Below are 21,452 nucleotides of genomic sequence, written 5' to 3' on the forward strand. Positions count from 1 at the left end.
TGCCAAAAGCAGCGCTGACCACAAGTCAGCCCGCTATCCGGCCGGTCCAGCAAGGGACCGTCCGGTCGGTGCACGCGGTACGCCCGACTCTCGTGGCCGAGCGGCCTCATCAGGACCGGGAGCGCACGCATCCGTCCACGTTCTCCGCTGTTCGTGGTCGTTGCGCACCCGGACTCCGTGCCACCCCGAGGCCCTTTGTGGGCCGGCATGTCAGGAGATCCAATGGATGGACCTATCCAGGTGCAGGTGTTCGCTCACGACGGGGTGGTCCTGGCCCGGCCACCGGACCCGGTGACGACCGCCGGCAGCCGCTATCTCGCCGGTGCGGGCGCCGCCCTGTACAACGGGCTGGACATGATCACCGGTCTCCACCTGACCCTCCCGCACCAGGCGTCGGCCATTTGCAGCACCGGTTCCAGCGCGGACAAGTCGCTGCGTCTGCTCAGTCGGTGCGGTCTCAAGACGCCGAGTGATCTGCGCGAGTTCCGCTCCGGCGCGCAGGCGGTGCAGTTCGCCCGGGACGCCGCCGAGCGGGGCGAGACGCTGGAGTTCCAGTTCCCCCCGCACGATCCGCAGCTGCGGGCCGCCCGCGCCCGGGTTTCCCCGGACCTGTTGGCCCGCCTCAACAACAAGACCACGTTGGAAACACTGATCGCACCGGAATACCTGCCCCGTCGCCAGGTCGCCAGCCCCGCCGAGGTGCGCCGCATCGTGCAGCAGGACCGGCGGCCGGCGGTGGTCAAACCGGCCGGCGTCGAGGTGTACAGCGGAATTGCGATCTTCACCAGGCGGTTGCAGGACCGGCGGCACCGGGCACTGTTCAACCAGCTGGAACAGGTCAGCGATCGGTGGATCGTCGAGGAGGAGGTGCCCTTCCGGACGATCTGGGGACTCCAGTTCGGCGTGACGGAGAGCGGAGCGGTGCAGTACTTCGGTGCGTCCGTACACCTGCCGCAGCCCACCTCGACGTGGGTCGGTTGTGTGCTGGACGACGACCAGCCGCCGGCGGAGCTGATCGAAGCGCTGACCGTAGGGGTCCGAAAGGCCAGTGCTCTCGGGTACCGGGGGTACTGCTCCTTCGACGCCGGGATCGGTCGGGACGGCGAGCTGCGGGTCATCGACCCGAACTTCCGGGTCAGCGGGGCCACCACGTCGGTGCTGCACCGCAGCTCGCTGCTGGGGCAGCACCCGTGCGCCATGACCACGTTCTTCTCGCTGCGCCCCGGCGTCGACGCCGAGCCGATCCTCGCGCCGTTCATCGACCGGGGGCAGTTCGTCGCGTTCATGCACCACGACCCGGCGGAGACGGACAACGGCCCGCTGCCGGCGACCATCGTCGGCATGGTCGGCGCCTCGGACCGGTACGCCTGCGGGGTGCTGGTCGCGCAGATCCAGCGGGCGCTGGGCGGTTGACGCGTCGTCCCCCGGGCCGTGGTGACGGTCCGGGGGCGGCCCGCCGGTGGCCACAGCGGCGTCCGTCCCGTGCCGGGCGAAACTCCGTGCGCGGTCGCCGGCCCCGCGTCCATGATGAGGATCATGAGCGTACGCGTCGACGATCCGGTCCGCCCCGGTGAGAGCCGGCTCCCCGACGGGCGGTTGCTCGGCTGGGCCGAGTGGGGGCCGCCGGACGGTGTCCCGGTGCTGCTGTGCCCGGGGGCGGCCACGAGCCGGTGGCTCGGCTTCGGCGCGGACGTCGTCGACGCGCTCGGGGTGCGTCTCGTCTCCGTGGACCGTCCCGGTCTCGGCAGCTCGACCCCCGCGCCCGGCCGGACGGAGATCGGCGGCGCGGTGCTGTGGACCCGTGCCGAGCCGATCCTCCGCGCCCTGCTCGGACGACGGCCCACCTGAGCCGGGGTGCCGGCCGTGGGCGGGTGCCGGCCGCTACATGCCGGCGAGCGCGGTGCGCACGGCGGACTCCGGGACGTCGGCGACGAGTTCGGGCCCGGCTGGGCCGTCCAGGACGAAGGACAGGCCCGAGGTGGCCTTCTTGTCCCGCCGCATCAGCGCGACCAGCTCGTCGTGGTCGACGCCGCCGGGCAGCGCGGTGTCGAGGCCGTAGCCCGCCACCACCTCGTGGTGCTCGGCCACCCGGTCGGCCGGGACGCGGCCGAGGACGCCGGCGAGCCGGCCCGCGAAGACCGTGCCGACGCCGACCGCCTCCCCGTGCCGCAGGCCGAAGTCGGTGGCCCGCTCCAACGCGTGCCCCAGCGTGTGACCGTAGTTGAGGATGTGCCGTAGACCGGAGTCGCGCTCGTCGGCGGCCACCACCCGCGCCTTCAGCGCCACGCAGGCGGCGATCTGCTCCGCCACCGGGCGGTCGCGCAGCTCGCCCGCGCCGATGAAGTGCGCCCGGGCGATCTCCCCGTAGCCGTTGCGCCACTCCCGCTCCGGCAGCGTGCCCAGGTGCTCGGTGTCGCAGAGCACCGCCCGGGGCTGCCAGTACACCCCGACGAGGTTCTTGCCCTCCGGCAGGTTGACCGCGGTCTTGCCGCCGACGCTGGCGTCGACCTGGGCGAGCAGCGAGGTCGGCAGGTGGATCACCGCGACGCCCCGGTGGTAGAGGCCGGCGGCCAACCCGACCACGTCCGTGGTGGTGCCGCCGCCGCAGGAGACGACCGCGTCGGCGCGGGTCAGCCCGAACTCGGCGAACGCCCGGCAGAGCTGCTCGACCGTGGCCAGGTTCTTGTCGTGCTCGCCGTCGCGGGCCGGCACCACCCGGTGCGGCACACCCGGGTCGGGCGTCCACTCCGGCGGCCGGGCCGAGACCACCACGACCCGGCGCGCGCCGATCCGCGCCACCTCCGCCGGCAGCCGGTGACGCACACCGGGGCCGATCAGCACCGGGTACGCGCGCTCGCCGAGCGCCACCTCGATGCGGGCCGGCTCGGCGGGGGCGCAAGGGTCAGGTGCACACGCGTGCATGTGGCTGCTGCCTCCTCGGGACGACGGGCACCGGCGCGGCCGCGAGCGGGCGTTCCCGGACCATCGACAGGCGCAGCGCCAGCGCGGCCAGCGAGTCGACGTCCGGCCCGATGCCCCAACGGTCGTGGGTGAGCTGGGCGTGGTGCGCCAGCAGGAAGCCCGACGGCGTCGCCGGGTGGTTCCGGCCGACCACGTCGGTCACCCGGTCCAGGTAGCGCTGCCAGGCCACGGCGACCTCCCCGCACAGCGGCAGGTCGCCGGCCGCCAGGACGATCTTCTCCGCGCCGGCGTCCGCCTGCGCGGCCAGGTCCCGCCGCTGCGCGCCGGTGAGCCGCTGGCTGCGCTCCTGCCAGTGCAGGAAGAGGAACGCCAGCCGGTCGGCCGCCGGCACCAGCCCCGTCAGGTACCGCAGGTGCGCCACGGCCAGCGGCAGCTCGACGCCGGCCAGCCAGGGAGTGTCCCCGCCCAGCAGGGCCAGGGCCAGGTCACTGCCCGCCGACGCGAGCGGACCGCCCCGGGCGGCGTCGCGCACCACGTACCGGTCGGCGGCGAAGGACACCCCCGGGTCGTACGCGAGCAGCCGCGCCCGTACCACGTCGAGCGCGGCCGGGGCGGCGTGGAAGCCGAGGCTCACGTGTGGCCCGGCGGGGGAGCCCGCCGGGTCGAAGAACCACTCCATGCCCGGATCGGCCCGGCGGGCGGCGGCGACCAGAGCGGTGAGGACCCTTCCGACCAGCTCGGTCACCCGCGTCTCCGGGCACCCGTCGGCCGGCACGGCCGAGCGGGCGAACAACCAGCAGCGTTCCAACGACGGCACCTCGGCTGACGGGCGGGTGGAGCACAGGACTCGACGGTCTGCGGGGGTCGCCCCATCATCGACCTGCGGCCCGTCCCACCACCGGATCAGCGGTCCGAACTGGGGACGACTTAGGGGGTGACAGGGGTAGGACACCGGCAGGGTGCTCGGAAGACTTGGGCCGCTACGGCGAGCGGGGTCTACGCCGCGGATGAGAAGTCTCGCCGACGGACGGATGTGGTGACATGCTTCGGAGCGACCTGATCCAGCCGTTGTCCGATCTGATCGAGGCGCACGCCGCCAGGTTGGGGAGCAAGGTCGCGTTCCGCGACGACCGCCGGGCGGTCGGATACGCCGACCTGGCGGCGCGGACCCGTCGGCTGGCCGGTCATCTGGCGGCGTCCGGGGTGGGGCGGGGCGACCGGGTGGCCTTCTGCCTCGGCAACCGGGTGGAGACGGTGGAGACCTGGCTGGCCGTGACGCGGGCGGCCGCGGTCGGCGTACCGGTGAACCCGCACAGCACCGACGCGGAACTGGCTCACCTGCTGGACGACTCCGGCGCGGTGCTGGTGGTCACCGACCCGCGGCACCTCGACCAGCTGCTGCGGCTGCGCGCCGACCGGCCGGCCCTGCGGGTCGTGGTCACCGGGGACGGCCCGCTGCCCGCCGGCGTCACCGCGTGGCGGGACCTGGTCGACACCGAGCCGGGTGTGGACGCCCGCGACGACCTGGGCCTCGACGAGGTCGCCTGGATGCTCTACACCTCCGGCACCACCGGCCGGCCCAAGGGCGTGCTCTCCACGCAGCGCACCTGCCTCTGGTCCGTCGCCGCCTGCTACGTGCCGATCCCCGGGCTCACCGACGCCGACCGGGTGGTCTGGCCGCTGCCGCTGTTCCACAGCCTCTCCCACATCGGGTGCGTGCTCAGCGTGACCGCCGTCGGCGCCACGGCCCGGCTCATCGACGGCTTCTCCGCCGACGACGTGCTGCGCGCGGTCGACGAGGACGAGGCCACCGTGCTGGCCGGGGTGCCGGCCATGTACCACCACCTGGTCACCGCCGCCCGGGAGAGCGGCTTCCGCGCCCCGGCCCTGCGGGTCTGCCTGGTCGGCGGGGCGATCACCACCGGCGCGCTGCGCCGGGCGTTCGACGAGGTCTTCGACGCGCCGCTGCTCGACGCGTACGGCAGCACGGAGACCTGCGGCTCGATCGCCGTCACCCGGCCGGACCAGCCCCGCGTCGAGGGTTCCTGCGGGCGCGCGGTGCCCGGCGTCGAGGTACGCCTGGTCAGCCCGCAGACCGGCCTGGACGTGCCGGCCGGCGCCGAGGGTGAGGTCTGGGTCAGCGGGCCGAGCGTCATGCTCGGTTACCACGGCCTGCCGGAGGTCACCGCCGCCGCCCTGCGCGACGGCTGGTACCGCACCGGTGACCTGGCCCGCCGCGACGCCGACGGCAACATCTTCGTCACCGGGCGGCACCAGGAACTGATCATCCGGGGTGGCGAGAAGATCCACCCGGCCGAGGTGGAGGAGGCCCTGCGCGGGGTGCCCGGCGTCGCCGACGTGGCGGTGACCGGCCGGCCGCACGACGTGCTCGGCGAGGTGCCGGTGGCGTTCGTGGTGCCCGGGCCGGAGGGCTTCGACCCCCGGGCCGGGTACGCGGCCTGCCGGGAGAAGCTCTCCTACCACAAGGTCCCGGAGGAGCTGTACGAGATCGGGCAGGTGCCCCGTACCGCCTCCGGCAAGGTCACCCGCCGGCTCCTGCTGGACCGACCGGCGCGGCTGCGGGCGGTCAACGGCAGCCACCACGAGGCGCTGAGCGTGCTCGCCTGGCGGCCGCTCGACCTGGCCGCCGTACCGCCGGTCGAGGCGCCCGTCCTGACGGCCGCGCAGGCCGCCGCCGCCCCGGCCCGCCACTGGGCGCTCGTCGGTCGCGGGAGCGAGGCGTTGGTGGAGCCGCTGCGCGCGGCGTCGCCGGGCGACCGGTTCCGGCCCCACCGTGACCTGGCCGCCCTGCGCGACGCCCCGGACGTGCCCGACGTGACGGTGCTGCTGGTCGAGCCGGCCGACGGTGTCGCGGCGGGCCTCGCCGACCGGCTGCGCGGCTGGCTCGACGACGACCGGTTCGCCGGCACCCGGCTGGTGCTGCTGACCGGCCCGGCCGGCGCCGCCGCCGCGAGCGACGCGCCCGGTGACACGGCCCTCGGGAGCGTCGCCACCGCGTCCGGCGTGGCGGCCGGACGGTCCGAGCCCGATCCGGCGGCCGGCGCGGTCCAGGCCCTCGGCCGCAGCCTGCAGGCCGCGTACCCGGACCGGATCGTGCTGGTCGACCGCGACGCCGGAGACGGTTCCACCGCCCTGCTCCCCGCCGTGGTGGACGCCGGCGCCGCGCAGGTCGCGCTGCGGGCCGGCGCCGCCCTGCACGCGGTCCTCGTGCCCGCCCCCGCGGCCGTGCCGGCGCGGCCGGTGACCGTTGCCGACCCGGACCGCCCGGTCCTGATCACCGGCGCCGACGGGGCGACCGGCGCGGCGCTGGCCCGACACCTCGTCGCCGCGCACCGCGTCCGCCGGCCGAGGCTGCTCCACGTCGGCGCCACGCCCGGGGCCGACCTGGCGGACCTGGTCGCCGAACTCGTCGCCGCCGGCGCCGACGCCGCCGCGGTGCCCGCCGACCGGGCGGGCGACGAGCCGCCCGGTGGGGTCTTCCTCTGCCCGTCCGACGACGACCTGACCGGCGACGAGGCCGTGGCCCGGCTGCTCGGCCTCGCCGGGACGCTGGACGCCGCGACCCGGCACCCGGCAGCCGCGTTCACCGTCCTCGCCCCCTCCGCCCTGCTGCTGGGCGCCGCCGGCCAGGAGCGGGCCGCCTCGGCCGTCGGCGCCCTGCACGCCCTGGCCGCCCGCCGCCGGGCCGCCGGTCTCCCGGCCCGGGTCGTCGGCACGACCGCGCGCGCCGGCCGGGAGCCGTCGCCCGCCACCGCCCGCCCGGGGGAGGGCGGCGGCGACGCGCGGGCTGCCGTACGCGCCGACCTCGCCGCGTTCGACGTGGCCCACGACGGCGACGACCTGGTCCTGCTCGCCCGTCCGGCGGGCCACGCCGACGCCGCGCACCCCGCCTGGCGTACGCCCGTCGCGGCGGCTCCCGACGCCACGGACGACCGGGACGCCGCCGAGTTGCGCCGCCGGCTGGCCGGGCTGAGCACCGCCGAGGGGGATCGGCTCCTGCTGGACCTGGTCCGCGCCGCCACGGCCGAGGTGGCCGGCCTGCCCGGGCCGGCCGCGGTGCGCCCCGGCCGCGCCTTCAAGGAACTCGGCTTCACCTCGGTCAGCGCGGTCGCCCTGCGCGACCGGCTGGCCCGGGCCACCGGGGTACGGCTCTCCGCCACGGTCGCGTTCGACCGGCCCAGCCCGGACGCTCTCGCCCGGCACCTCGCCGCCCGGCTGCGCGGCGGCACCGGGCAGCCGGGCCCTGCGGCGGACCGGCCGTCCGCACCGTCCACGGTGGACGACCCGGTGGTCGTCGTCGCCATGGCCTGCCGGCTCCCCGGCGGTGTCGCCTCCCCCGAACAGCTGTGGGACCTGGTCGACGAGGGCCGCGAAGGGCTCACGGAGTTCCCCACCGACCGGGGCTGGGACCTGGCGCACCTGTTCTCCGACGACGCCGACCGTCCCGGCACCTCGTACGTCCGGGTGGGCGGCTTCCTGACCGACGCGGCGGACTTCGACGCGACCCTGTTCGCGATCAGCCCGCGCGAGGCGCTGGCCATGGACCCGCAGCAGCGGCTGCTGCTGGAGACGTCCTGGGAGCTGTTCGAGCGGGCCGGCATCGACCCCACCTCGCTGCGCGGCAGCGCCACCGGGGTCTTCACCGGCGTCATGCACCACGACTACGCCGCGAACCTGCGCCAGGCGCCGCCCGGCACCGAGGGCTACCTCGGCGTCGGCACCGCCGGCAGCGTCGTCTCCGGTCGCGTCGCCTACGCGCTGGGGCTGGAGGGGCCGGCGATCACCGTCGACACGGCGTGCTCGTCGTCGCTGGTCGCGCTGCACCTGGCCGCCCAGGCGCTGCGCGCGGGCGACTGCTCCCTCGCCGTGGCCGGCGGCGTGGCGGTGATGGGCACCCCGCAGGCGTTCGTGGAGTTCAGCCGGCAGCGCGGGCTCGCCCCGGACGGCCGGTGCAAGGCGTTCGGCGAGGGCGCCGACGGCACCGGCTGGTCCGAGGGCGTCGCCGTGCTGCTGCTGGAACGGCTCTCCGACGCCCGCAGGCGCGGACACCCCGTCCTCGCCGTGCTGCGCGGCTCCGCCGTCAACTCCGACGGCGCGTCCAACGGGCTCACCGCCCCCAGCGGGCCCGCCCAGGAGCGGGTCATCCGCCGGGCGCTGGACGCGGCCGGGCTCTCCACCGCCGACGTGGACGTCGTCGAGGCGCACGGCACCGGCACCCGGCTGGGCGACCCGATCGAGGCGCAGGCGCTGCTCGCCACGTACGGGGCGGGCCGCGGCGACGCCGAACCGCTGCGGCTGGGCTCGCTGAAGTCCAACCTCGGCCACACCCAGGCCGCCGCCGGGGCCGCCGGGGTGATCAAGATGGTGCTCGCGATGCGGCACGGAAAGCTGCCCCGCACCCTGCACGTGGACGCCCCGACGTCGGAGGTGGACTGGTCCGCCGGCGCCGTCGAGGTGCTCACGGAGGCCCGCCCGTGGCCCGAGGTGCGACGCCCCCGCCGGGCCGGCGTCTCGTCGTTCGGCATCAGCGGCACCAACGCCCACGTCATCGTCGAGGCGCCTCCCGCCGACCAGTCGTCGTCCGGAGCTGCGGACCGGCAGTCGTCGCCCGGGGCGGCCTCCGTCAGCCGGCGGCCGCCGGTGCCGTGGCTGCTCGCCGCGGCCACCGGCGAGGCGCTGCGTGACCAGGCGGCCCGCCTGCTGACCTGGCTCGACGGGCCCGGGGCGGACGCCGACCCGGCCGACGTCGGGCACGCGCTCGCCACCACCCGCGCCGCTCTCGAACACCGGGCCGTGGTGCTGGCCGGCGATCCGGCCACCGCCCGGACGGCCCTGACCGCGCTGACCCGGGGGGAGCCGGACCCGGACGGGCCGACCGTGCTGACCGGCCGGGTCGTCGACGGCCAGCTCGGCCTGCTCTTCGGCGGGCAGGGCGGCCAGCGCGCCGGCATGGGCCGTGAGCTGCACGCCGCGTACCCGGTCTTCGCCGACGCCTTCGCCGCCGCCTGCGCCGAACTCGACCGCTGCCTCGCCGGCCACGCCCCGCACCCCGTCGCGGACGTCGTCCTCGCCGCCGAGGGCGGCGAACTGGCCGACCTGCTCGACCAGACCCTGTACACCCAGCCTGGGCTGTTCGCCTTCGAGGTGGCGCTGTACCGACTCCTGGAGTCCTGGGGGGTACGCCCCGACGCGGTGCTCGGCCACTCCGTCGGCGAACTGGCCGCCGCGCACGTGGCCGGGGTGTTCCCCCTGGCCGACGCGGCGGCGCTCGTCGGCGCCCGGGCCCGGCTCATGCAGCAGCTGCCCGCCGGGGGCGCGATGGTCGCCGTCGAGGCCGACGAGGCAGAGGTCGCCGCGCACCTGACCGACCGGGTGGGCCTCGCCGCCGTCAACGGCCCCACCAGCGTCGTCGTCTCCGGCGACACCGACGCGGTGCTGGCCGTCGCGGCCACCCTGCGCGCCGCCGGGCGCCGTACCAGCCGGCTGCGGGTGTCGCACGCGTTCCACTCGCCGCGCATGGAGCCGATGCTCGACGAGTTCCGTGCCGTGGCGGCCGGCCTCACGTACCGCACCCCGCACCTGCCGGTGGTGTCCAACCTGACCGGCCACCCCGTCGACCCGGCCCGGCTCTGCTCGCCCGACTACTGGGTGGCGCACGTCCGGGGCACCGTCCGCTTCCACGACGGCGTACGGGCCCTGCACGGGCAGGGCGTCACCACCTTCCTGGAGATCGGCCCGGCCGGTGTGCTCACCGCGATGGCCCAGGACTGCCTCGTCGCCGAGGCCGACGAGCTGGCCTTCGTCCCCGCCGTCCGGGGCACCGCCGGCGAGGCCGAGGCGCTGCTCGCCGCCGTGGCGCGGCTGCACGTCCGGGGCGTTCCCGTGGACCGCGCCGCCCTCGCCGGCCCCGGGCCGCACCGCCGCGTCGACCTGCCCACGTACGCCTTCCAGCGCCGGCACTACTGGCTGCCCGCCTCGGCCGTGGCCGGCGGCCCGGTCGGCGTCGGGCTGGCCGACGCCGGGCACCCGCTGCTCGGCGGCGTGCTGCCGGTCGCCGGCACCGGGCAGGTGGTCTGCACCGGGCAGGTCTCCGTGGCCACCCAGCCGTGGCTGGCCGCCCCCGGTGACGACACCGCCGCGCTGCTGCCCGCCACCGCCCTGCTGGACATGCTCACCCACCTCGGCGAACAGCTCGGCACCCCGACGGTGGAGCGGCTGCGCGTCCCCGAGCCGGTGCCGTTGCCCGCCGAGCCGACCCTCGAGGTGCAGGTCGGCGTCTGCGCTCCGGACGAGCACCGGCGCCGGGTGGCGCACTGCCACGTCCGGGCCGGTGAGGGGCAGCCGTGGCGGGAGGTCGCCGAGGCCGTGCTCGGCCCGGTCGACCCGGAGAGCGGGCGGGGCGCCCTCGCCCCGACCTGGCCGCCGACCGGGGCCCGGCCGGTGGACCTGACCGCCCCGCAGCACCGCGCGCTGGCCGGGGAGCTGGCCCGGGCCGCGTGGGTCGCCGCCGACCGGCTCTTCGTCGACGTACGCCTGCCCGAGGACGCCCGGGACCCGGACGCCGAGCGGTACGGCGTGCACCCGCTGGTGCTGGAGGCGGCCCTGCGCCTGCTCCCGCTCGCCGACTTCGCGCCCGGCGCCGGCGTCGACGCCGCGCCCGCCGCCCGGCTGCTGCCCACCGAGTGGGCGGGGGTGCGCCGCCACGCCACCGGGGCGCACGCGCTGCGCGTCTGCCTCGCCCCCGCCGGGGCGGACGCGGTGACGCTGAGCGCCGTCGACGACGCGGGCGTGCCCGTGCTCGACGTGGACCGGGTGGTGCTGCGGACCGTGGACCTGCCGTCCGCCGACGCGCCGACGCCTCCGGCCGCGCCCGCCGGGCTGTACGCCGTCGACTGGCTGCCCGCGGCGTTCCCGGCGACGCCGGCGCCCTCCTGGACGCTCGCCGACGGCACGCCCCCGGACGGGCCGCTGCCGCCGCTGCTGGTGCTGCGGGCCGGCGACGGCGAGCCGGGCCGGTCGGTGCCCGACCGGGCGCACGCCGTCGGCCTCACCGTGCTCGGCGTGCTCCAGAGCTGGCTGGTCGACCCCCGCGCGGAGACCACCCGCCTGGCCCTCGCCGTCCGCGACGGCGACCCGGTGCACGCGCCGGTGACGGGGCTGGTCCGGGTCGCCCAGGCCGAGCAGCCCGACCGGTTCCTGCTGCTCAGCCTCGACGCCGCCGACGACGCCACCGTCCGTTCCGCGCTGGCCGTCGCCGGGGACGAGCCCGAGATCGCCGTCCGCGACGGCCGTGTCCTGCTGCCCCGGCTCCGCCCGGTCGCCCAGCCCCCGGCCGGTACGCCGCAGGCGGCGCTGGCCGGCGGCACCGTGCTGGTCACCGGCGGCACCGGCGGGATCGGCCGGCACGTCGCCACCCACCTCGCCACCGTGCACGGCGTCGCCGAGCTGGTCCTGGTCAGCCGCACCGGCCGGGCCGGCGACTGGACGACCGCCCTGACCGACGCCGGCGTCACCGTCCGGGTGGTCGCGGCCGACGTCGCCGACCGGGCGGCGCTCGCCGAGGTCGTCGCCCCGCTGGCCGACCGGCTGGTCGCCGTCGTGCACGCCGCCGGGGCCACCGACGACGCCCTGCTCACCGACCTCGACCCGGCCCGCTGGGAGCGGGCCCTGCGGTCCAAGGTGCACGGCGCGTGGCACCTGCACGAGCTCACCGCCGGCCTCGACCTGGCCGCGTTCGTGCTCTTCTCCTCGGCCGCCGCCACCTTCGGCAGCCCCGGCCAGGGCAACTACGCGGCCGGCAACGCGTTCCTCGACGCGCTCGCCGCGCACCGCCGCGCCCAGGGGCTGCCGGCGACCGCCCTCGCCTGGGGGCTGTGGGCCGCCCAGGACGGGATGGCCGGCCGGCTCACCCCGGCGGACCTGGCCCGGCTCGCCCGGGGCGGCACCCGCCCCCTCGACACGCCCTCCGGGCTGGCGCTGTTCGACGCCGCCCTGCACGTCGACCGGCCGGCGCTGGTGCCGATCGGGCTCGACCTGGCCGCCGTGCGGACCTCCGGCGAGGTGCCCGCCCTGCTGCGGGCGCTCCTGCCCCCGCCGCCCCGCCGGGCCGTCAACGCCGACGCCGCGCCCGCCTCCGCCAGGGGCTTCGCCGACCGGCTGGCCGAACTGGCCGAACCCGACCGCGCCGCCCTGCTGCTGGACCTCGTACGCACCCGGTGCGCCACCGTGGTCGGGCACACCGGCCCCGACGACGTCGAGCCGCGCCGCCCGTTCAAGGAACTCGGCTTCGACTCGCTGATGGCGGTGGAGCTGAGCAACCGGCTCACCGCCGTCACCGGCGTCCGGCTCGCCCCGCACGCCGTGTTCAACCACCCCACCCCCGAACTGCTCGCCGCGCACCTGCACGCCCGGCTGCTCGGCACCGCCGCCACCGAGGTCACCGACGCGAGCACCGTCGCCCTGGACGAGCCGGTCGCCATCGTCGCCATGGCCTGCCGGTTCCCCGGCGGCATCGGCTCCCCGGAGGAGCTGTGGCGGCTGCTCGACGCGGGCGCCGACGTCATCGGCGACCTGCCCGGCGACCGGGGCTGGCCGCTGGCCGACCTCTACGACCCGGTGCCCGGCACGCCCGGCCGGACGTACGTGCGGGCCGGCGGGTTCCTCACCGGCATCGCCGACTTCGACGCCGCGTTCTTCGGCATCAGCCCCCGCGAGGCCCTCGCGATGGACCCGCAGCACCGGCTGCTGCTGGAGACCTCCTGGGAGGCGCTGGAACGCGGCGGCATCGACCCGGCCACCCTGCGGGGCAGCCGCACCGGCGTCTTCGCCGGCACCCACGGGCAGGACTACGGCGACCAGGTCGCCCCCGGTGTCGTCTCCGACGACGGCGAGGTCACCGCCGACGAGGGGCACCTGCTCACCGGTACGGCCGGCAGCGTCCTCTCCGGCCGGGTCGCGTACGCGCTCGGGCTGGAGGGGCCGGCGGTCACCGTCGACACCGCCTGCTCGGCGTCCCTCGTGGCGCTGCACCTGGCCGTCCAGGCGCTGCGTCAGGGCGACTGCGACCTGGCCCTGGCCGGCGGCGTGTCGGTGATGTCCACTACCGCCGGGCTGACCGGCTTCAGCCGTCAGCGCGGTCTCGCCGCCGACGGGCGGTGCAAGGCGTTCGCCGAGGACGCCGACGGCTTCGGCATGTCCGAGGGCGTCGGGATGCTGGTGGTGGAGCGCCTCTCCGACGCCCGCCGCCGGGGCCACCCCGTGCTCGCGGTGGTCCGCGGCTCGGCGGTCAACCAGGACGGCGCCTCCAACGGGCTGACCGCCCCGAACGGGCCGTCGCAGGAACGGGTCATCCGGGCCGCGCTGGGCGCCGCCGGGCTGAGCGCCGCCGAGGTGGACGTGGTGGAGGCGCACGGCACCGGCACGTCGCTCGGCGACCCCATCGAGGCGGAGGCGATCCTCGCCACCTACGGGCAGCGCCCGGCCGACGCCCCGCCGGTGCTGCTCGGCTCGGTCAAGTCCAACCTCGGGCACACCCAGGCCGCGGCCGGCGTGGCCGGGGTGCTCAAGATGGTCCTCGCCATGCGGCACGGCCGGCTGCCCCGCACCCTGCACGCCGAGCGCCGCAGCTCGCGCATCGACTGGGACTCGGGCTCGCTGGAACTGCTCACCGAGGCCCGCCCGTGGCCCGTGGCGGACCGGCCGGCGCGGGCCGGTGTCTCGTCGTTCGGCATCAGCGGCACCAACGCCCACGTCATCGTCGAGGCGGTCGCCGAAGCGACGCCGACCCCGGACGCCGACGCCGCAGCCGCGCCGCCGGAGGCGTACGCGCTGCCGTGGCTGCTCTCCGCGCGTAGCCCGGAGGCGCTCGTCGGTCAGGCCCGCCGGCTGCGGGAGCACCTCGCCGAGCGGCCCGACCAGCGGCCCCTCGACGTGGCCTGGTCGCTGGCCACCAGCCGGAGCACCTTCGACTCCCGGGCGGTGCTGGTCGGCGCCGACCCGGACCGGATCGCCGCCGCCCTCGACGCGCTCGCCGAGGGCCGTCCCGACCCGGCGGTGACGCGGGGCGAGGCCCGGCCCGCCGGCCGGTGCGTCTTCGTCTTCCCCGGGCAGGGCTCCCAGTGGCTCGGCATGGGGCTGGACCTGCTCGACCAGGCCCCGGTGTTCGCGGAGCGGATGGCGGCCTGCGACGCGGCGCTGCGGCCGTACCTGGACTGGTCGCTGCTGGACGTGCTGCGCCAGGCGCCCGGCGCGCCCGGCCTCGACGAGGTCGACGTGGTGCAGCCGGCCCTGTTCGCGATGATGGTGTCGCTGGCCGAGCTGTGGCGCTCGTACGGCGTGCAGCCGGCCGCCGTGGTCGGCCACTCGCAGGGCGAGATCGCCGCCGCCTGCGTCGCCGGGGTGCTCTCCCTGCCCGACGCCGCCCGGGTGGTGGCGCTGCGCAGCCGGGCGCTGCGGGCCCTGGCCGGGCACGGGGCGATGGCCTCCGTCGCGCTCCCCGCCGACACGGTCCGCGACCGGATCGCCCGGTTCGGCGACCGGATCTCGGTCGCCGCCGTGAACGGCCCGGCCGCCGTCGTGGTGTCCGGCGAGCCGGCGGCGGTGGAGGAACTCCTCGCCGAACTGGCCGGCGAGCAGGCCCGGGTCCGGCGGATCGCCGTCGACTACGCCTCGCACTCCGCCCAGGTGGAAGGCATCCGCGACGAGCTGGCCGAGGTCCTGGCGGGCATCGCCCCCGGCCCGGCGGCCGTGCCGCTCTTCTCCACCACCGACCTGCGCTGGCTCGACGGCGAGGAGATGGGGCCGGACTACTGGTACCGCAACCTGCGGCAGCCGGTCGAGCTGGAGCAGGCGGTCCGTTCGCTGGCCGCCCAGGGCCACGACACGTACGTCGAGTGCAGCCCGCACCCGGTGCTCACCGTGGGCATCGAGGAGACCCTCGCCGACCACGACGGCGAGAGCGTGGTGGTCGGCTCGGTGCAACGCGACCAGGGCGACCGGGCGCGGTTCCTGCTCTCCCTGGCCCAGCTGCACGTGTGCGGGGTCGCAGTGGACTGGCGGCCCGCGCTGGCCGGCGGCCGGCGGGTCGACCTGCCCACGTACGCGTTCGCCCACCGCCGCTACTGGCCCCGGCCCGTCTCCGGCCCCGGCGACGTCGGCGCCGCCGGCCTGGACGCCGCCGGGCATCCGCTGCTCGGGGCGTCGGTCGCGCTGGCCGAGGCGAGGGGCCACCTGTTCACCGGCCGGCTGTCGACCGACGCGCAGCCGTGGCTGGCCGACCACCGGGTCACCGACAGCGTGCTGGTGCCCGGCACCGGCCTGGTGGAACTCTGCCTCCGCGCCGGCGACGAGATCGGCCTGCCGCTCCTCGACGAGCTGGTCATCGAGGCCCCGCTGACCCTGCCCGCCGACGGCGCGACCCAGGTGCAGGTGACGGTCGGCGCGGGCGGCGACGACGGCCGCCGTCCGGTGACCGTGCACTCCCGGCCCGCCGACGGCCCAACCGCCGGCCCGTGGACCCGGCACGCCACCGCCACCCTCTGCGCCGACCAGCCCGCCGCGTCGCCGCAGCCCACCACGTGGCCGCCGCGCGACGCCCGCCCCGTCGACCTGACCGGCTTCTACGCCGGCCTGGCCGCCGACGGCTACGCGTACGGGCCGGCGTTCCAGGGGCTGCGCGCGGTGTGGACCAGCGGCGACGAGGTCTACGCCGAGGTGGAGCTGCCGGCGGCCCAGCGGATCGACGCCGACCGGTACGGCCTGCACCCCGCCCTGCTCGACGCCGCCCTGCACGCCGCGCACTTCGGCGGTCTCGCCGAGGCCGGGGCCGGCCGACTGCTGCTGCCGTTCGCCTGGAACGGCGTCACCCTGCACGCCACCGGCGCGACCGCCCTGCGGGTGCGGCTCACCCAGGTCGGGCCGTACGCCATCGCGTTGACCGCCGCCGACCCGACCGGCGCTCCGGTCGCCGAGGTGACCGCCCTGACGATGCGGCCCATCTCCGCCGCGGAGCTGGCCGTCACCGACGACCGCGCCACCCGCGACGCCCTGTTCCGGCTCGACTGGACGCCCCTGCCGCCGGTCGACGCGGCCACCCCGGTCGACGCCGTGGCCGTCGCCCCCGGCCTGGACGGGTTCGGGCTGCACCCCGGGCTGGACGGGCTCGCCGACGCCGTCGACGCGGGACTGGCCCTGCCCGGGGCCGTGCTCGTGCCGCTCGACGCGGAACCCGCACAGCCCACCCCCCGCGCGGCGCGCCACGCCGCCGTCCGCGCCCTCGACCTGGTCCGACGCTGGCTCACGGAGCCCCGCTGGGCGGCGTCGCGGCTGCTGCTGGTGACCCGGGGCGCGGTGGCCGTGCACCACGCCGGCGAGGTGACCGACCCGGCCGCCGCGGCGGCGTGGGGGCTGGTCCGCTCCGCCCAGTCGGAGAACCCGGACCAGGTCGTCATCGTCGACGTCGACGGCGACGGGATCGGCCCCGACCAGGTCGCCGCCCTGTTGGCGGCGGCCGAGCCGCAGGCGGCGCTCCGGGGCGGCACGGCGTACGTGCCACGGCTGGCGCGGGCCGGGTCGGCGGGCGAACTCGCCGCGCCGCCCGCCGCCGCGTGGCGCCTGGACGCGCCGGTGCGGGGCAGCCTGGAGAACCTCACCCTGAGCCCGACCGACGCCGCCGACGCCGTTCTCGGCCCCCGCGACGTGCGGGTACGCGTCCGCGCCGCCGGCCTGAACTTCCGCGACGTGCTCAACGCGCTCGGTCTCTACCCCGGCGACGCGGGACCGCTCGGCGGCGAGGGCGCCGGCGAGGTCGTCGAGGTGGGCGCCGAGGTGACCGGCCTGCGGCCCGGCGACCGGGTGTTCGGCGTGTTCGTGGGCTGCTTCGGGCCCGTCGCGGTCACCGACCGCCGGCTGCTGGCCCCGATGCCGGCCGGCTGGTCGTTCGTCGAGGCCGCCTCCGTGCCGGTGGTCTTCCTGACCGCGTACCACGGCCTGGTCAACCTGGCCGGGCTCAGCCGGGGCGAGTCGGTGCTGGTGCACGCGGCGGCCGGCGGCGTCGGCATGGCCGCCGTGCAGCTCGCCCGGCACCTCGGGGCCGAGGTGTACGCCACCGCCAGCCCCGCCAAGTGGGACGCCCTGCGGTCGATGGGCATCGACGAGGACCGCCTCGCCTCGTCCCGGACCCTCGACTTCGAGACCCGGTTCGCCGAGGCCACCGGCGGACGGGGCGTCGACGTGGTGCTGGACTCGCTGGCCCGCGAGTTCGTCGACGCCTCGCTGCGGCTGCTGCCGCGTGGCGGGCGGTTCGTCGAGATGGGCAAGACCGACATCCGCGACGCCGCCCGGGTCGCCGCCGACCACCCGGGGGTGGCCTACACCGCCTTCGACCTGACCCTGGAGGACCCCGACGAGGTGCAGCGCATGCTCGTCGTGCTGCTGGGGCTCTTCGAACGGGGAGCGCTCAGCCCGCTGCCCACCCAGGTGTGGGACGTCCGCCAGGCGCCGGAGGCCTTCCGGCACGTCAGCCAGGCCCGGCACGTCGGCAAGGTGGTGCTCACCATGCCCCGGGCGTGGGATCCCGACGGCACCGTGCTGCTGACCGGCGGGACCGGAACCCTGGGCGGGCTGGTCGCCCGGCGACTGGTCGAGACGCACGGCGTACGGCGGCTGCTGCTGGTCAGCCGCCGCGGCGAGTCGGCACCCGGCGCGGCCGAGACGGTCGCCGAGCTGCGCGCCCTGGGCGCCGAGGCCACGGTGGTGGCGGCCGACGTGGCCGACCGGGACAGCCTGGCCCGGGTCCTGGACGCGGTACCGGCACGGCACCCGTTGACCGCGGTCGTGCACCTCGCCGGGGTGCTCGACGACGGCATCGTCACCGCCCTCACCCCGCAGCGCGTCGACACGGTGTTCGCGCCGAAGCTCGACGCCGCGTGGCACCTGCACGAGCTCACCCGCGATCTCGATCTGGCCGGGTTCGTGCTGTTCTCCTCCGGCGCGGGCGTCTTCGGCGTACCCGGTCAGGCCAACTACGCGGCGGCCAACGCGTTCCTCGACGCGCTGGCCCTGGCGCGCCGGGCCGAGGGCCTGCCGGGCCGGTCCTTCGCCTGGGGGCTGTGGGAGCAGGCCAGCGAGATGACCGCCAAGCTGGACCGGTCCGACCCCCGGATCACCGCCCGGGACGGGCAGCTCGCGATCCCGTCCGATTTGGGGATGGCCCTGTTCGACGCGGGCCTGCGGCTGGCCGAGCCGGTGCTGGTGCCGACCAGGATCGACATCGCCGCGCTCGGCGAACGGGTCGAGCGGCCCCCGGCCCTGCTGCGCGGGCTGATGCGACGGGAACGGCCGAGCGCCCGGTCGAGCGCCCCGACCGGCGGCGGGCGCACCCTGGCCGACGAGCTGGCGGCACTGGCCGCGCCCGACCGTCACGGCCTGGTGGTCGACCTGGTACGCGAGCAGGCGGCGAGCGTGCTCGGGCACGGCAGCCGCGCGGCCGTCGCCCCCGGCCGGGCGTTCAGCCAGATCGGCTTCGACTCGTTGACCGCCGTCGAGCTGCGCAACCGGCTGACCACGGCGACCGGCCTGCGCCTGCCGGCAACGCTGATCTTCGACTACCCGGACCCGAACGAGCTGGCCACGTTCCTGGTGTCGCAGCTGGCGCCGGACACCGGCCCGGCGGACCCGCCGGTCCTCGTGGACCTGGAGAACCTGGAACGGTCGCTGACCGAGGCCAGCGTCGAGGCGGAGCTGCACGCCCAGATCGGGTCCCGGTTGGAGGTGCTCATCGCCAAGTGGCGCACGATGCGCGCCGGCTCGGGCGGCGATCCCGACCTCGACCTCGAACTGGCCAGCGACGACGACCTCTTCGACCTCATCGACTCCGAACTCGGTCTCTGATGGCCCTCCGGCCGCCCCGCACGGCGCGAGCCGTCCCCTCCGACACCGTGTCCGACCGACCCGCGAGGAACCGATAGCGATGCTGATGACCGACGTCCTGATCGTGGGCTACGGCCCCGTCGGTGAGATGCTCACGATCCTGCTGGCGCAGCGAGGGCTCACCGTCACGGCGGTCGAGCGCTGGGCCACCCCGTACAACTTCCCGCGCGCGGTCTCGTACGACGGGGAGGCGAGCCGCATCCTCGCCGCCGCCGGCGTCGCCGACCGGCTCGGCCCGGTGGTCGAGTCGTCGGGCGAGTACACGTTCAAGAACGGCTTCGGCCGGACCCTGCTGCACGTCAAGGTGACCGGCGACGGCCCGATGGGCTGGCCCGACTCGGTCTCCTTCTACCAGCCCGGGCTGGAGGCGCTGCTCGCCGAGCGGGGAGCGGAACTGCCGGGCGTGACGGTGCTGCGCCCGTACCAGGTGACCGGCCTGGTGGAGCACGACGACCGGGTCGAGGTCACCATCGCCGGGCCGGAGGGCGAGGAGGTCCACGCGGCCCGCTGGGTCGTCGGCTGCGACGGGGCCAACAGCTTCGTCCGGGAACACCTGGGCAGCGGCGTCACCGACCTCGGCTTCACGTACGACTGGCTGGTCTGCGACGTGGTGCCGCACGAGGCGCGCGAGTTCAAGCCGAACAACCTCCAGGTCTGCGACCCGGCGCGCCCCCGCACGGCCGTGTCGGCCGGTCCGGGGCACCGGCGCTGGGAGTTCATGCGGGTGCCGGGGGAGAGCCGGGAGGAGTTCGAGACCGTCGAGAGCGTGTGGCGGCTGCTCGGCCTCTTCGACATCACGCCCGACAACGCGACCCTGGAGCGGTACGGCGTCTACACCACCCAGGCGTGCTCGGCCGACCGTTGGCGCTCCGGCCGGATCCTGATCGCCGGCGACGCGGCGCACGTGATGCCGCCGTTCATGGGCCAGGGCATGAGCTCGGGTTTCCGGGACGCCATCAACCTCGCCTGGAAGCTCGACCTGGTGCACCGCGGCCTGGCCGACGAGGCGCTGCTGGACACCTACCAGGAGGAGCGCTGCGCGCACGTGCAGCACGCCATCCGGATGTCCATGGACTCGGGCACGGTGATCTGCGAGACCGACCGCACCGCCGCGGCCGGCCGGGACGCCGTCATGCTCGCCGAACTACGCCGGCGCACCTCCCGGCCGCGCACCCGTTCCCTGCTGGAGCCCCTGGCCGGCGGGGTCCTGCACGGCCGTACGGCCGACGCCCCCGGCACCGGCGCGGGCATGCCGATGCCGCAGGGGCGCGTCGAGGTCGACGGTCGCGCCGGGCTCTTCGACGAGGTCGTCGGCACCGGCTTCGTCCTGGTCTGCGCCGAGGACCCCGACGGCCTGCTCGACGCGGAGGCCCGGGCCTTCCTGGACTCGCTCGGCGCCCGGGTCGTCCGGGTCGTCCCCGCCGGCGCGCCCGCCCCCGGGCCCGGCGCCACGCCGACCGCCTTCGACCTCGACGACGTGTACCTGTCCCACCTCAAGCGGTACGACGCAGTGGCGGTGCTCGTCCGGCCCGACTTCTACGTCTTCGGCACGGCCGCCGACCCGGCCGGTGTGCCCGCGCTCGTCGAGGACCTGCGTCAGCAGGTCCGGCGCGGCTGATCGGCATCCATCCACCGGAAGGAACCCACATGTTCGAGAACCTGAAGATCGCCGGCCGGGCGATCCGCACGGTCTTCACCGCCGACCCCATCACCCGGGTCCGGCGCTTCTACGAGATCCAGTCGCCCGACGTGGAGTTCGCGGCCCGCCGTACCCACTACATGAACGTGGGCTACTGGGAGGACGGGGTCACGGACCTCGACACGGCCGCCGAGGCGCTGGCCGACAAGCTGGCCGACGCCGCCGGGCTCAAGCCGGACGACACCGTGCTCGACGTGGGCTTCGGCTACGCCGACCAGGACTTCAAGTGGCTGCGCGAGCGCCGGGTCGCCAAGGTGTACGGCCTGAACATCACCCCGCACCACGTCGAGGCGGCGCAGCGGCGGGCGCAGGAGGAGGGGCTCGCGGACCGGACCGACTTCCGGCTGGGCAGCGCCACCGAGCTGCCCTTCGAGGACAACACCTTCGACCGGGTCGTCGCCCTGGAGTCGGCCTTCCACTTCTACCCGCGCAGCGCGTTCTTCGCCGAGGCGCTGCGGGTGCTCCGCCCGGGTGGCGTGCTGGCCACGGCCGACATCATCCCGGTCAGCGGGGACGTCGTGCGGGCGGCCATCCAGTCCGGCCCGCTGAGCTTCGTCAAGTTCAGCATCCCGAAGGAGAACTGGCACGACCGGGACACGTACCGGCAGGAGCTGGTCGAGGCCGGCTTCGCCAACCCGGAGGTGCACTCCATCAAGGACCGCACCTGGGAGGGCTGGCGGGCGTACATGGCGGGACGGACCAACGACCCCGAGTTCCGCGCCGTCGTCAAGCCCGCCGTGCGCAAGAGCATGGCCGCGCACTGGAAGAACCAGGACCTCATGAAGCGCGAGATGGCGCAGCTCGACTACGTGATCGCGGTCGGCCACAAGCGGTGACGCCCCGCACGGACGAGGGGCCCGCCGACCGGTCGCGACACCGGTGG

Annotated in this window: 6 protein-coding genes and 1 pseudogene; 5 read left to right on the forward strand and 2 right to left on the reverse strand. The window is 76.4% G+C overall.

What is annotated here, in order from left to right; genetic code table 11:
• Positions 1-222 precede the first annotated feature (222 nt).
• Together DER29_RS14355 and DER29_RS35335 are read left to right on the forward strand one after the other, a co-directional pair.
• Positions 223-1,413, forward strand: a complete 1,191-nt coding sequence (locus DER29_RS14355; RefSeq protein WP_121397790.1) for an ATP-grasp domain-containing protein — start codon at positions 223-225, stop codon at positions 1,411-1,413.
• Positions 1,414-1,536: 123 nt separating this feature from the next.
• Positions 1,537-1,773 (forward strand): annotated as a pseudogene (locus DER29_RS35335) (alpha/beta fold hydrolase); the annotation flags it as partial.
• Between the two features lie 108 nt (positions 1,774-1,881).
• Here the strand turns inward: DER29_RS35335 and DER29_RS14365 are convergent.
• Complete coding sequence (locus DER29_RS14365) at positions 1,882-2,922, reverse strand: 3-dehydroquinate synthase (RefSeq protein WP_121397791.1); 1,041 nt, start codon at positions 2,920-2,922, stop codon at positions 1,882-1,884.
• Entirely contained in the window at positions 2,903-3,739 is an 837-nt protein-coding gene (locus DER29_RS14370) for a hypothetical protein (RefSeq protein WP_233599800.1), read from the reverse strand. Before DER29_RS14370 ends, DER29_RS14365 begins: the two co-directional genes overlap by 20 nt.
• A gap of 224 nt (positions 3,740-3,963) precedes the next feature.
• Between DER29_RS14370 and DER29_RS14375 the strand changes: the two genes are divergently transcribed.
• From DER29_RS14375 to DER29_RS14385, 3 genes are all read left to right on the forward strand, one after another.
• Positions 3,964-18,831, forward strand: a complete 14,868-nt coding sequence (locus tag DER29_RS14375) for a type I polyketide synthase (protein ID WP_121397792.1) — start codon at positions 3,964-3,966, stop codon at positions 18,829-18,831.
• A gap of 79 nt (positions 18,832-18,910) precedes the next feature.
• A complete protein-coding gene (locus DER29_RS14380; protein ID WP_121397793.1) occupies positions 18,911-20,488 on the forward strand; it encodes a bifunctional 3-(3-hydroxy-phenyl)propionate/3-hydroxycinnamic acid hydroxylase in 1,578 nt (525 codons plus the stop codon).
• Positions 20,489-20,517: 29 nt separating this feature from the next.
• Positions 20,518-21,405, forward strand: a complete 888-nt coding sequence (locus DER29_RS14385; RefSeq protein ID WP_121397794.1) for a cyclopropane-fatty-acyl-phospholipid synthase family protein — start codon at positions 20,518-20,520, stop codon at positions 21,403-21,405.
• The last annotated feature ends 47 nt before the right edge of the window (positions 21,406-21,452 follow it).

Source organism: Micromonospora sp. M71_S20 (assembly GCF_003664255.1).
Lineage (GTDB): Bacteria > Actinomycetota > Actinomycetes > Mycobacteriales > Micromonosporaceae > Micromonospora.

Coding starts and splice junctions, on each gene's coding strand:
- DER29_RS14355 (WP_121397790.1), top strand. CDS start 223: ATGGATGGACCTATCCAGGTGCAGGTGTTCGCTCACGACGGGGTGGTC.
- DER29_RS14365 (WP_121397791.1), bottom strand. CDS start 2,922: ATGCACGCGTGTGCACCTGACCCTTGCGCCCCCGCCGAGCCGGCCCGC.
- DER29_RS14375 (WP_121397792.1), top strand. CDS start 3,964: ATGCTTCGGAGCGACCTGATCCAGCCGTTGTCCGATCTGATCGAGGCG.
- DER29_RS14380 (WP_121397793.1), top strand. CDS start 18,911: ATGCTGATGACCGACGTCCTGATCGTGGGCTACGGCCCCGTCGGTGAG.
- DER29_RS14385 (WP_121397794.1), top strand. CDS start 20,518: ATGTTCGAGAACCTGAAGATCGCCGGCCGGGCGATCCGCACGGTCTTC.